Origin of the sequence: Candidatus Frankia alpina (assembly GCF_902806485.1) — a bacterium.
Lineage (GTDB): Bacteria > Actinomycetota > Actinomycetes > Frankiales > Frankiaceae > Frankia > Frankia alpina.
This window is the reverse complement of record NZ_CADCWT010000143.1, coordinates 1-12,931: the sequence shown is the minus strand read 5'-3', so window position 1 is coordinate 12,931 and position 12,931 is coordinate 1. Positions and strand designations below refer to the sequence as shown.

At 72.7% G+C, this 12,931-nt stretch carries 8 protein-coding genes and 1 pseudogene; 6 read left to right on the top strand and 3 right to left on the bottom strand.

Annotated features, from left to right (window positions below; all coding sequences use genetic code 11):
* Positions 1 to 210 precede the first annotated feature (210 nt).
* Positions 211 to 474: a hypothetical protein gene (locus tag G6R25_RS29775; protein ID WP_336501597.1), complete on the bottom strand. Its 264-nt coding sequence runs from the start codon at positions 472 to 474 to the stop codon at positions 211 to 213.
* On the opposite strand from G6R25_RS29775, the pseudogene G6R25_RS31630 reads away from it, so the two are divergent.
* The 5 genes and pseudogenes from G6R25_RS31630 to G6R25_RS15370 all read left to right on the top strand — a co-directional run bounded on the left by G6R25_RS31630 (position 433) and on the right by G6R25_RS15370 (position 10,306).
* Positions 433 to 6,058 (top strand): annotated as a pseudogene (locus tag G6R25_RS31630) (SDR family NAD(P)-dependent oxidoreductase). The gene G6R25_RS29775 and the pseudogene G6R25_RS31630 sit on opposite strands and share 42 nt — an antisense overlap.
* 115 nt (positions 6,059 to 6,173) lie before the next feature.
* A complete protein-coding gene (locus tag G6R25_RS15385; protein WP_163553514.1) occupies positions 6,174 to 7,391 on the top strand; it encodes a macrolide family glycosyltransferase in 1,218 nt (405 codons plus the stop codon).
* Between the two features lie 11 nt (positions 7,392 to 7,402).
* Positions 7,403 to 8,287 carry an SAM-dependent methyltransferase gene (locus tag G6R25_RS15380; protein WP_163553513.1) on the top strand — a complete coding sequence of 295 codons (885 nt, stop codon included), beginning with the start codon at positions 7,403 to 7,405 and terminating at the stop codon, positions 8,285 to 8,287.
* Between the two features lie 163 nt (positions 8,288 to 8,450).
* Positions 8,451 to 9,554, top strand: a complete 1,104-nt coding sequence (locus G6R25_RS15375; RefSeq protein WP_235948582.1) for a macrolide family glycosyltransferase — start codon at positions 8,451 to 8,453, stop codon at positions 9,552 to 9,554.
* A 44-nt stretch (positions 9,555 to 9,598) separates the two neighbouring features.
* Positions 9,599 to 10,306, top strand: coding sequence for an HAD family hydrolase (locus tag G6R25_RS15370; protein ID WP_163553512.1), 708 nt, complete (start codon positions 9,599 to 9,601; stop codon positions 10,304 to 10,306).
* Here the strand turns inward: G6R25_RS15370 and G6R25_RS31625 are convergent.
* Positions 10,285 to 10,569 carry an FAD-dependent monooxygenase gene (locus G6R25_RS31625; protein ID WP_235826466.1) on the bottom strand — a complete coding sequence of 95 codons (285 nt, stop codon included), beginning with the start codon at positions 10,567 to 10,569 and terminating at the stop codon, positions 10,285 to 10,287. The genes G6R25_RS15370 and G6R25_RS31625 overlap by 22 nt on opposite strands.
* 391 nt (positions 10,570 to 10,960) lie before the next feature.
* Here G6R25_RS31625 and G6R25_RS15360 point away from each other — a divergent pair, with 391 nt between their 5' ends.
* Positions 10,961 to 11,314, top strand: a complete 354-nt coding sequence (locus tag G6R25_RS15360) for a VOC family protein (protein ID WP_136449374.1) — start codon at positions 10,961 to 10,963, stop codon at positions 11,312 to 11,314.
* Between the two features lie 154 nt (positions 11,315 to 11,468).
* On the opposite strand, the gene G6R25_RS15355 is transcribed toward G6R25_RS15360, so the two are convergent.
* A complete protein-coding gene (locus tag G6R25_RS15355; protein WP_235948580.1) occupies positions 11,469 to 12,422 on the bottom strand; it encodes a glycoside hydrolase family 26 protein in 954 nt (317 codons plus the stop codon).
* Positions 12,423 to 12,931: the final 509 nt, after the last annotated feature.

The following is a 12,931-nucleotide window of genomic DNA, read 5'->3' as shown; positions in this document are numbered from 1 at the left end:
AGCACGGAAAGTGACCTTCGCGCGGCCCTGGGTCCGGACGGCCTGGTTCGGGCGGATCCAGGCGATCATCACCGCAGAAATATCTTCGGGAGTTTGCACATGCCCCAGACCGCGGGAGTCCTGGACTCCTCGCCACAGTGGACCGCCCAATTATCCGCTGCCTGGCGCAACCGGCTGACCGGCTTATCGACGGCCGCCCAGACGGATGCGTTATTCGACCTCCTCACGGCGCAGATCACCGCGGCGACCGGGACGGACGGCACCGCCGCCCACGGCGACCGCCATGCTCCCTGGCGCCGCCTCGGGGTGTACCGGCACCTGGCCGACCGGCTGCGCGCCGGCTTGGCCGAGGCCACCGGCCTTACGCTGCCCGCCACCCTGTTCTTCGACCAGCCGACGCCCGCGGCCGTCGTCGTCCACCTGCAGACCGAGTTGCTCGGCCTCGACGAGCAGACGCACATCCCGGCCGCCCACCAACTGAGCACCGCGGCCGGCGAGGATCCCATCGCCATCGTCGGAATGGCCTGCCGTTTACCCGGCAGGGCCGACACGCCTGAGGCATTGTGGGAACTCGTGCGCGAGGGCCGGGACGCCCTCGTCGGGCTGCCCGACAACCGCGGGTGGGACCTCGACGCGCTTTATCACCCGGACCCCGACCATCCGGGCACGATCTACACTCGGCACGGCGGGTTCCTGCCTGACATCGACCAGTTCGACTCGGCGTTCTTCGCGATCGGCCCCCGTGAGGCGAACGCCGTCGACCCGCAGCAGCGGCTCATGCTGGAAATTTCCTGGGAGGTGCTGGAACGGGCAGGTATCGATCCACGTTCGCTGCACGGCAGCCGGACGGGCGTCTTCTCCGGCGTCTCCCTGCAGGACTACGGCCCCGCCTGGCACCGGGCCCCGGCCGAGCAGCAGGGTCAGCTGCTCACCGGCAACGCCCTTGGCGTCATCACCGGCCGCGTCGCCTACGCCCTCGGGCTGGAGGGCCCCGCGCTGACGGTCGAAACCCAGTGCTCGGCCTCCCTCGTCGCCATCCACCTCGCCGGTCAGGCGTTGCGCGCCGGGGAGTGCGACCTCGCGCTCGCCGGCGGGGTGACGGTGATGTCGACACCCAGCATGCTGCTGGAGTTCAGCCGCAAACGCGGCCTGTCGCCCGACGGGCGGTGCAAGGCGTTCGCCGCCGACGCCGACGGCACCGGCTGGGCGGACGGGGCGAGCGTGCTACTGCTGGAACGGCTCTCCGACGCGCGGCGCGCCGGCCATCACATCCACGCCCTGCTGCGCGGCAGCGCCGTCAACTCCGACGGCGCGACCAACGGCCTGACCGCCCCGAGCGGCGCCTCCCAGCTGCGCCTGATTCGCCAGGCGCTGGTCAACGCCGGCCTAAGCGCCGCCGACGTCGACGCGGTCGAGGCGCACGGCACCGGCACCTCCCTCGGCGACCCGATCGAGGCGCACGCGCTCATCTCCGCCTACGGCCGCGATCGGCCGGCCGATCGGCCCCTGCGCCTGGGCTCGCTGAAGTCCAACATCGGCCACACCCAGGCCGCCAGCGGCGTCTCCGGCATCATCAAGATGGTCCTGGCGATGCGGCACGGGGTGCTGCCGCGCACGCTGCACGTGCGTGCGGCGTCCCCGCACGTGGACTGGTCGGCCGGCAACGTGGCGCTGCTGACCGAGAACGTCCCCTGGGAACGCCAGGATGGCCGGCCGCGCCGGGGTGTCCGCCTTCGGAGTGAGCGGCACCAACGCCCACGTCATCATCGAGGAGCCGCCGCCGACCCCCGTCCCGGCCCCAGCCGCGCCGCCGACCCCCGCCGCGGGTGGGACCACCGCCGGGGCGGGCCGGGCACCGGTGCCGGTGGTGCTGTCCGGGCGCAGCGAGGCGGCGCTGCGCGCCCAGGCCGACCGACTCGGCGAGTACCTGGCCCGCCACCCGGGCGTCGACCTCGCCGACGTCGGCTTCACGCTGGCTGGACGGACGCGCTTCGAGCACCGTGCCGTCGCCGTGTCCGGCGTCGACGACAGCCGGGCACGACTGTCGCGGGCGCTGGCGGCGCTGGCCGGGGGCCGGCCGGCGCGCGGGCTCGTGCGCGGCTCGCTGTCGGCGACGATGACGCGCGGCCCGCTGGCGGTGCTGTTCACCGGGCAGGGCAGCCAGCGAGCCGGGATGGGCCGGGAGCTCTACGACGCCTACCCGGTGTTCGCCGACGCCCTCGACGACATCTGCGACCGCCTCGCCGACCGCCTCGACCGGCCGCTGCGCGAGGTCATGTTCGCGCCGCGCGGCTCGAACGACGCCGCGGCGCTGGACCGCACCGAGTACACCCAGCCCGCGCTGTTTGCCTTCGAGACCGCGCTCTACCGCCTGGTGACGTCGTGGGGCCTGACCCCGAGGCTGCTGGCCGGGCACTCGATCGGCGAGCTCACCGCCGCGCACGTCGCCGGAATCTGGACCCTCGACGACGCCGTCACCATGGTCGCCGCCCGCGGCCGACTCATGCAGTCCTGCCGCCCCGGCGGCGCGATGATCGCCATCCGCGCCGCGGAGGCCGAGGTCGCCGAGTCCCTCGTCGGCCTCGCCGGCCAGGTGGAGATCGCCACCGTCAACGGCCCGACGGCCACCGTCATCGCCGGCGACGCCGACCTCGCCGAGAAAATCGCCGCCGACTGGGCCGCCCGCGGCCACACCACCCGACGGCTCACCGTCAGCCACGCCTTCCACTCCCCCCCACATGGACGACATGCTCGACCGCTTCCGGGCGGTCGTCGCCGAGGTGACCTACCACCCGCCAACCATGCCGATCGTCTCCACCCTCACCGGCGAACTCGCCCCGGCCGAGCTGACCACCCCCGACCACTGGGTCCGCCACGTCCGCCGGGCCGTCCGCTTCCACGACGGCGCCCGCCGCCTGCGCGAGGCCGGCGCCGGCGCGTTCCTCGAACTCGGACCGGACGCCGTGCTCACCGCCCTGCTGCCCGGCTGCCTGACCCCGCCCGCCGGTGTCGCCGGTGAGCCGCTGGCGGCGGCGGCGACGCGGGCCCGCCGTCCCGAGCCCGAGACCCTGCTCGGCGCGCTCGCCGAGCTCGACGTCCACGGATTCGACGTCGACTGGCGGGCGGCCGGCGCGGGGCACGGCGCGCACATCGACCTGCCCACATACCCGTTCCAACGCCGGCGGCACTGGCTCGACCCCGATGCGACGGCCGCCGTCCCGACGCCACCCGCCTCGGTAGTGGGTTCGGTGGGCCGGTCCACCGACCCGGACACCTGGCGTTACCGCACGGTCTGGCAACCGCTCGACGGCAACGCCGCCACCGACACGCTCACCGTCCAGGCAGGGCCCGTCGCGCCACTCGGTGGCACCTGGCCGCTACTCGTCCCCGCCGTCGGTGCCGAGGAGCCGCTACTGACCCGGGTGTCCTGGGTCGTCGAACGGTTGGGCGGCCGGGTGGTTGCGGTGCCGGTGAGCGGCACCGACGCGGACCGCGGCCGGATTGCGGAGCTGTTGACCCGCGCCCTGGCCGAGGGCGACGCCGTGGGCGGGGTGATGTCGCTGCTCGGCCTCACACCACCCCGCACCGACCGCATCCGCCGCTGACCGACGGGCTCGCGCTCACCGTCGCCCTCGGCCAGGCGCTGCACGACCTCGAGATCGGCGCGCCGCTGTGGCTGGTGACCCGCGGCGCCGTCAGCACCGGCCCGGACGATCCGGTGACCTGCGTCGACCAGGCCATGCTGTGGGGCCTGGGCCGCGCCCTGGCACTGGAGCGGCCGCGCGGCTGGGGTGGGCTTGTCGACCTGCCCGCCGAGCTCGACGACCCGGCGCTGTCCTGGCTCGGCGCCGCGCTGACCACCCCCGGCGGCGAGGATCAGGCGGCCGTTCGGACGGCCGGGCTGCTCGTACCCCGACTGGTCCCGGCCGACACAGCCGGACCGGCCGACACAGCCGGCAGCGAGCCGCGCGCCGCCGAGGCGTGGTCCCCGGCCGGGACGGTGCTGATCACCGGCGGCACGGGCGCGCTCGGCGCCCACACCGCCCGCCGGCTGGCCCGCCGGGGCGTCCGGCGGCTCGTGCTCGCCAGCCGCCGCGGGGCCGACGCTCCCGGAGCCGGGCGGTTGCTGGCGGGGCTGGCCGGCCTCGGCGCCGAGGCCGCCCTCGCCGCCTGCAATGTGGCCGACCCGGAGCGGTTCGCGGCGCTGCTGCGCGAGCTCGCCGAGGCCGGCACGCCGGTGACCGCCGTCGTGCACACCGCCGGTGTCAGCGGCCGCAGCGCGCCACTGGCCGACGTCGACCTCGCCGAGTTCGCGGACATCGTCGCCGGCAAGGTCGCGGGCGCCGCCGCCCTCGACGCGCTGTTCCCCGCCGCCCCTGCGGACGACAGGACCGGCGCACCCGGCGCGGGCGGCGGGACCGGCCCGCGGCTCGGGTACAACGCCGGGGCGCCGGCGATCGTGCTGTTCTCGTCGATCTCGGGGGTCTGGGGCAGCGGCAACCAGGCCGCCTACAGCGCCGCCAACGCCTACCTCGACGCCCTTGCCGCCCACCGCCGCGCCCGCGGTCTTGCGACCACCGCCGTCGCCTTCGGCCCCTGGGCCGACACCGGCATGGGCGCCGAGCCGGAGTTGCGCGACTACCTAGCGCGCCGCGGCCTGCGGCCCCTCGACCCCGAACCGGCCCTCACCGCGCTCACTCGGGCCGTCGCCGCCGGCGAGACCGCCCTGACGGTCGTCGACGTCGACTGGGACCTGTTCCTGACCGCCATCACCGCAGCCCGGCCCCGGCGCCTGTTCGCAGACCTGCCCGCGCTCGTCGGCACACCGGCGGTCTCGACGCCCGCACCGGTGGGCGGCGCCGCGGCGCCCGCGGCGGCGACCGATTTCGCCGCGCTACCCGCCGCGAGGCGGGCCGCCGCCCTGTTCGAGCTGGTCCGTACCGAGGCCGCGGCCATCCTCGGCCACGATGCCCCCGACGAGCTCGACCCCACCCGCCGCTTCCTCGAACTCGGCTTCGACTCCCTCGCCTCGGTCCAGCTCAGCAGCCGCCTGGCCACCGCCACCGGACTGGCCCTGGGGCCGCCGGTCGTCTTCGAGCACCCGACCGTCACCGACCTCGCCGATCATCTCGACACGTTGGCGTCGGCGGTCGAGCCCGCCCGCGCCGGCAACGCGGGTGGCAACGCGGGTGGCAGCGTACGTGACCTGTACCGGCGGGCCTGCGCGATCGGCAAGTTCAACGAGGGTGTCGAGCTCATCCGGGCGGCCGCGAAGCTGCGGCCGGGGTTCAGTTCGACCCGCGACTTCACCGGGCGCGTCGAGCCGGTGCAGCTCGCCGGCGGGCCGGCTGCTGCCGCCCTGGTGTGCGTGCCGTCGATGGTCGCCCCGTCCGGACCACACAACTTCGCCCGCCTGGCGCTGCACCTGCACGGGCAGCGCGACGTCCACGGACTGACCCTGCCCGGCTTCGGCAACGCCGATTTGCTTCCGGCCACCGCGGAGCTCGCGATCGAGCTGCTCGCCGACGTCGTCACCCGCCGGTTCGCCGACGCGCCGATCGCCCGGGCCGGCTATTCCTCGGGCGGGTGGCTGGCGCATGCGATCGCCACCCGGATCGAGGCGCTGGGCGGGCGCCCGCGGGCCGTGGTGCTGCTGGACACCTGGTTCCCCGGCGACCGGATCGCGCAGGCGGACATCGACGAGGAACTGCGCGGCATCGCGGTCAACAACCAGGCGTTCGCCCTGATGACGGAGGCTCAGGTCACCACGCAGGGCGGCTACCTGGACCTGTTCGAGGGCTAGCGGCCCGCGGAGATCGTCTCGCCGATCGTGCTGATGCGCGCCGCGGAGCGGATGCCCCAGCAGCCCGACGCCGCCGCCAACGACGCCAACACCGCCGACGACGCCCCCGACGCCCCCGAGTGGAAGCTTGCACACCACACCACACCACACCACACCGTCGACGTCACCGGCAACCACCAAACGATGACGAACGAACACGCAGCCTCGACCGCCGCGACGCTGCACCAGTGGCTGCTGGATCTCGACGGGCCGTGACCGCGGTCGCCGCCCGCTGCCCGCCGCCGGGCGTCCCCGGCGCCCCCACCATCACCGGCCCGACCGGCGCCCAAGGCCCCGGCCGGCTTCCGCTGCGACCCACGGCAGGACACCGATGCAGACACCACGACACATCGCCATGATCGGCTGCACAACGCCGAGCCACATCTACCCTTCGCTCGGCGTCATCGCCGAACTCGTCCGCCGCGGCCACCGCGTGAGCTACGCCGTCGGCGACCGGCTGGCCGGGCTGATCGAACCCACCGGCGCCGAGCTGGTCGGCTATCCCTCGACGCTGCCGCCCGACGACGGGGACTGGCCGGACAACCCGGCCGCCGAACTCGCCACCCAGATGTTCCTCACCGAGGCGGTCACCACCCTGCCGCTGCTGGTCAAGCACTTCGACGACGACCGCCCGGACCTGCTGATCTACGACCTCGGCGGGCAGGCGGCACAGCTGCTCGGCGAGCGGTGGGACGTTCCCGCGGTGCTGCTGTCGCCGACCTGGGTGGCCTGGGAGGGGTTCGAGGAGGACAACGCCGAGGCCCTCGACGCGCTGCGCACCTCGGCGCCGGGCGGGAGCTATCGGGCGGCGTTCACCGACTGGTTGCGCGGCTTCGGCATCGACCGCGACGCCTGGGAGTGGATGAGTGCGCAGCGGCCCATCATCTCGCTGATCCCGCCGGTGCTCCAGCCGCACCTGGACCGGGCCCGGCCGGGCGTGCGCCACGTCGGCCCGTGCCTGGATCCCGGGCGGCTCGCCGACCAGACCTGGGCTGCGCCGAACGACGGCCGACGGGTGCTGCTGGTGTCACTCGGCACCCTGTACAACGATCGGCCGGATCTCTACCGGGCCGCCGCCGAGGCGTTCGCCAACACCGACTGGCACGTGGTCATGGCGGTCGGGCAGCGCGTCGACCCGGCCGCGCTCGGCCCGTTACCCGCGAATGTCGAGGCGCACCGCAGCGTTCCCCAGCTCGCGGTGCTCGCGGCGGCGTCGGCGTTCGTCACCCACGCGGGGATGGGCAGCTGCGTGGAATCACTGTGGTTCGGCGTGCCGACGGTCGCGATCCCCCTGGCCGCCGAGCAGTTCGGCAACGCCGCGATCCTCGCCGCCCTCGGCGTCGGCGAGCAGCTCGCCGCCGACCAGATCAGCCCACAGGCCCTGCGCACCAGCGTCGAGTCCGTCGCGTCCTCCGCCGACGTCGCGCGGCGGCTGGCGGGGATCAGGGAGACGGTCCGGACGCACGGCGGAGTCGGGGCGGCCGCCGACGCGGTCGAATCGTTCCTGCCTCGGCCAAGCACCGTCCGACCAGCGACATCGACAAGGTAGGGGCAGCTGAAATGACCGACGGGGCATGGGACATCGCGACAAGCGTCGGGGTGACCGCCCTCGGCGTGGCCTCCGCCCGGGCGATCGAGACCCACCGGTCCGACGCGCTGATCGATGATCCCTACGCGGAGGCGTTCGTGCGGGCGGCCAAACTACCCAACCCGATGCCGACGACACCCGAGGAGCTCGCCGCGCTGTCCCCGGCGGGCAGCTGGATGCCCCGCTGGCGGTACATGGGAGTACGGACCCGCTTCTTCGACGACTTCGTCGAACGGGCCTGGGTGGCCGGCCTGCGCCAGGCGGTCATCCTCGCCTCCGGCCTCGACACGCGGCCGTTCCGGCTGGCCTGGCCGGCCGGCAGCGTCGTGTTCGAAATCGACCAACCCGGGGTGCTGACCTTCAAGATGGAGGTGCTCGGCGAGCAGGGCGCCGCGCCACGATGCCGGCATCATCCGGTCCCCGCCGACCTGCGCGAGAATTGGACCGGTCCCCTGCGCGCCGCCGGCTTCGACCCCGAGGAGCCGACGATCTGGCTGGTGGAGGGACTGCTGCCCTATCTGGAACCGGCCGCCGAGCATCGGCTTCTCGGGACGGTCGACGAGCTGTCCGCGGCCGCGAGCCACATCGCCGTCAAGGACGCGAGGAACATCTCCCGGACGCTGCCCGCCGAGCAGTACGCCGCCTCGGCGCAGCGGTGGGGCGTCGACCTGCGCACCCTGGTGCATGAGGACGGCCACCGGGACGCGGCCGCGGCCCTGCGCGACAGGGGCTGGGTCGTCGTCGCCGAACCGATCGCCGCGGCCGCCGAGCGGTACGGCTATCCGCTCGACCCGGCGCTCGCCCCGACCATCGAGGCGAGCCGGTTCGTCACCGGCGAGCGCGGCACCCACCCGTAGCCCGCTGGGCACCCCCCGTACCGGGCGCCCCTTCCGGGTCGGGGAGCAACCTGCGGACCGGCCCAGGCGACAACGGGGTGGACGCGCCCGAATCCGGCAACGACGCGTTCCACCTCGACGAGGTCACCGGCGATCACCAGACGATGCTGAACGGCAGGACACGATGCGCACCCCGCGACACATCGCCATGATCGGCACCACCACGCCAAGTCACATCTACCCCTCACTCGGCGTCATCGCCGAGCTCGTCCGCCGCGGCCACCGCGTGAGCTACGCCGTCGGCGACCGGCTGGCCGGGCTGGTGGAGCCCACCGGTGCCCGACCCGTCACCCACCCCTCGACGCTGCCCGCCGACGACGGGGACTGGCCGGACAACCCGGCCGCCGAACTCCCCACCCGGATGCTGCTGACCGAGGCGGTCACCGCCCTGCCCACGCTCACCCGCCATTTCGACGACGACCGGCCGGATCTGCTGATCCACGACGTCGCCGCGCAGGCCGGGCCGGTGCTCGCCGCCCGGTGGAACGTTCCCGCGGTGCTGCTGTCCCCGACGTGGGTGCCGTGGGACGGCTTCGAGCAGGACAACGCCGAGGCCCTGGCGGCGCTGCGCACCTGCGTGCCGGGCAAGGAGTACCACGCGGCGTTCACCAGCTGGCTGCGCGACAACGGCATCGACCGCGACCCCTGGGAATGGCTGGGCGCCGACCGGCCCACCGTGTCGCTGATCCCCCCGATGCTGCAGCCGCACCTGGACCGGGTCCGCCCGGGTGTGCGCCACGTCGGCCCGTGCCTGGACCCCGCGCGGCTCGCCGAACGGGCGTGGACCGCGCCGCCGGGTACCGGCCGGGTGCTGCTGGTGTCGCTGGGCACCGTCTACAACGACCGGCCGGACATCTACCGGGCCGCCGCGACGGGGTTCGCCGGCACCGACTGGCACGTGGTGATGGCGGTGGGCCGCCGCGTCGACCCCGCCGCGCTCGGTCCGCTGCCCACCAACGTCGAGGTACACCGCGGTGTCGACCAGCTCGCCGTGCTCGCGGCGGCGTCGGCATTCGTCACGCATGCGGGGATGGGCAGCTGTGTGGAGGCGCTGTGGTTCGGCGTGCCGACGGTCACGATCCCGCTGGCCGCCGAGCAGTTCGGCAACGCCGCGATCCTCGCCGCCCTGGGCGTCGGCGAGCAGCTCGCCGCCGACCGGATCAGCCCGCCGCTGCTGCGGGTCGCCGTCGAGGCCGCCGCCGACGCCGTCGAATCGTTCCTGCCCTGACGAACCGGCGAACCGGCGAACCGGCGGTGTGAGATCGTGCACGGATGCCCGCCGAACCTGCGCTGATCCTGTGGGATGTCGATCACACGCTGATGTCGTTCCCGGGACTCGGCCGGGAGCTCCACGCCCGGGCCTTCCAGGAGGTGACCGGCCGGCCCGTGGCCCGCGTCGCCGACCTCGCCGGTCGCACCGACCGGGCCATCGTCGTCGACACCCTGCGGCTGAACGGGATCGACCGGCCGGAGCCGCTGTTGGAGGCGTTCTACGCGGCGCTAATGGCCGCGGCCGTCGCGCTCGGCGATCGGATGCGCCGGACCGGCCGGGTCCTGCCCGGCGCGCGGGCGGCCGTCGAGAGCCTGGCGCGCGACGGCATCGTGCAGTCGGTGGTCACCGGGAACCTGCCGTCCATCGCCCGGCTCAAACTCGCCTGCTGCGAGCTGACCGACCTGCTCGACCTGGCCGTCGGCGGCTACGGCGACGACGACACCGACCGGGCCGCGCTGGTCGCCCTGGCCGTCAAGCGGGCGGAGTCGGCCCACCGTGTGACCTTCGCCCCGGCCCGCGTGGTCATCGTCGGGGACACCGCGCATGACATCCGCGGCGCGCGGGACACCGGGGTGCGGGCGGTCGGGGTCACCACCGGCGCGACCACCGCGGAAACCCTCACGGCCGCCGGCGCGGACGCGGTCCTGACCGACCTCACCGACCTGGCCGCCCTGCACGCCGCCGTCTACGGCGACACCGTCACCTGACGGCCCGCAGCCGAAAGCCGGCCGGTCTGGTCGAGCAGCAGTCCGCGGCCGCCGCGCAGCCGCAGCTCACCGGCCAGCATCAAGCCGGTGGGTCCGCCGCCGGCAATGATCACGTCAATCATGAACCGCCCATTCACTGAGGCACTGAGGTTGCATTGCGGCCAGCTGCTCCGCACGGTCCGGCGGCGCACACCCGCGAGCACACGTACTTCGCGAATCCCCGATGCCCGCAGGTTCTGGCTTCGCCGGAGATTCTGCGGCACAACCCGGGTCTTGCCGCAAGCCCCCCGGTGTGCTATACGTTGAGAGTGGCAGGAAGTCGGTGTTCTTCTTGCCTTTTCGGAGCGCAGCCGCGGAACGAGAGATCCTTTACCCTCTTCCAGCTTGGCTGGCTCCGTCCTGTCCTCCGGCCGGGTCGACCCCCGCACGTGAGTCTGTCGCAGAGACACGCCGGACCGGGCCCGCGTACAAGGACGTTCCCGTCGCCGGGCCCGCGGGCCTCCCGGCTGCCGGACGCGGCCCGCGACTCCGTCTCCGCTACGGCCGACAGGGTCTAGGTTGTTGATGTACCAGCAATCGCGGAACCCACGAACCCCACCGATTCGGCGCTATCCCGGTGCGGGTCCGGCACCGATCCGGTCATAGGAGGCACCCATGAGCGACCAGCAGGTACGAATGATCGTCCTGTCGACGGACGACCTCGATGAGTCGATCAAGTTCTACACCGAGACCCTCGGTTTCCCGCTGAAGTTCCGCGACGGCGCCCACTACGCGGCTCTCGACGGCGGCTCGGTGACCCTCGCCCTGGCCACAGCGGTCGATCACCCCATCCACGGCCAGGTCGTCGTGGGCATCAAGACCGACGACGTCGACGGCGCAGCCAAGGCGATCGAGGAGAACGGCGGCGCCATCGTGAAAGGCCCCTACGACGACGCTCACGAGCGCCGCGCCGTGGTGTACGATAACAAGGGCAACGGCCTGGTCTTCTACAAGTCGCTTCCGCGCTGACGCGTATGTGATCCGCTCCCACGCTGGGTGGTGCACCACCCAGCGTGGGAGCGGATCACACCAACCGGCGAGTGTGGCCAGGATCTTCGTGCGGCCGGTGGGGTGCGCGTGGCGGCGCCGCAGCCGGTGGGTCAGCCAGGCAACACCAACCGAGTCAGCGGGTACCGAAGAGCTCTTGGTAGCGTTTCGAGGATTTTGGGCTCAGATCTGGTTTGTACAGCGATGACAGGACGTTCCCCTGTTCGGAGTTGTTGTAGTAAGCCTCGTAGGCCAGGTTTGCCGCATTCGCCACGAACGTCTCGTGCATCTTGTTGATGTAGAAGGGGTTGTCCTTTCCGCCGCCGTCCGACCGAACCAGCCCCCACTCGGGAACGGCAAATTTCTTGCCGTGATCGTGAGCGAACTGGATCACCGTGCACAGCCCGGACCGCTGATGGCACTGCCGGTCCCAGCTCGCCTCGTTGACCGACGCGGGAAAGAAGTCGTAGGAGTCGACGACGTCGACGTACTGGTCGCCGGGATAGGCATCCCACACGTCCTGCCCGCTCTCGGGCAGCTTGTCGGTATGGGCATTCATGTTCCAGTCGATTTTGACCGTCGGTGCGGTCGACCGGATCGCGGTCACCGTTCGGCGGAAGCACGTCTTCCACGTCTCGGCATTGCGCACGTGCCAGTAGTTGTAACCGCCGTTGAACTCCCACCCGAGGCGAACATGGGCGTCGGCCCGACCGAACTTCGTCAGCGTGGTACCGAAGGTGCGCCAGTAACCGTCGTAGGCGCCGCTCGCACAGGCGGCCTCGTTGCCGTCCTTGGGAAACGGCGGTTGCGCGATGGACAACTCGCCGGGGAACTTGTCCCGGGTGAAGGCCGCTGTCGGCCAGTCTGCGGAGACGAGGTTGTACCAGTCCGTACGGTTGGTAAAGACGATCGCCACCCCGACCTCGCGGCCGGTGAACGTCCCCCAAGCGTTCACGTCGGCCGGGTAGTTGCCGTTGGCGCCGGACACCCAGCGCACGCCCGTCGGGCCAGGCCCCGGTTCCGGCGAGCTGGAGCAGGCCCCGAGCCCGGCGGCCAGCAGCCCGGTGGTCAGCAGCAGCGACAGTGACACGAGCCGCGACCGGCGGCGCCGGCCATGCCCCCCAGCGATGCCGGCCTGCCGACCCACTCCGCCTTTCAACATCGACGATTCGGGAACGGGGACCTTCTACCAGACAGGCAAACACGATGCGGATGATCATTTGATGACAGCCTCGGGCCGTGTCCCCTCTACCATCCCGCGAGGTCACGGCAGTATCGCGAGCCGATCGGCTGACGCCGCCATCGCCCCCGCCATGGAAGGCGTTGTGGCACTGGAGGGTCTTCGACTTCTCCCGACCGACTGATCGGTTCAGGGTGCGCAAAATCATTCGGCACTCTCCCGACCGCCCGGGTCCAGGCGGTACTCGCAAGAACGCTCCCGATGCCCAGAGAAGGGGCTGCACCGCAGCCCACCAGAACATGAGCGGACTGACAGTACCCGAGATCCGTCCGGAGACTGATCGCCTGCTTCCTCCACCGGCTGCACCCATCTTCCTTTGTCTGGATCCGGTCAACCTGGCGCCAATGCCGGCCAGCGCT

Bases quoted from the DNA above. Each gene is read 5' to 3' on its own strand.
- G6R25_RS15370 (WP_163553512.1), top strand. From the start codon at position 9,599: ATGCCCGCCGAACCTGCGCTGATCCTGTGGGATGTCGATCACACGCTG.
- G6R25_RS15360 (WP_136449374.1), top strand. From the start codon at position 10,961: ATGAGCGACCAGCAGGTACGAATGATCGTCCTGTCGACGGACGACCTC.
- G6R25_RS15385 (WP_163553514.1), top strand. From the start codon at position 6,174: ATGCAGACACCACGACACATCGCCATGATCGGCTGCACAACGCCGAGC.
- G6R25_RS15380 (WP_163553513.1), top strand. From the start codon at position 7,403: ATGACCGACGGGGCATGGGACATCGCGACAAGCGTCGGGGTGACCGCC.
- G6R25_RS15375 (WP_235948582.1), top strand. From the start codon at position 8,451: ATGCGCACCCCGCGACACATCGCCATGATCGGCACCACCACGCCAAGT.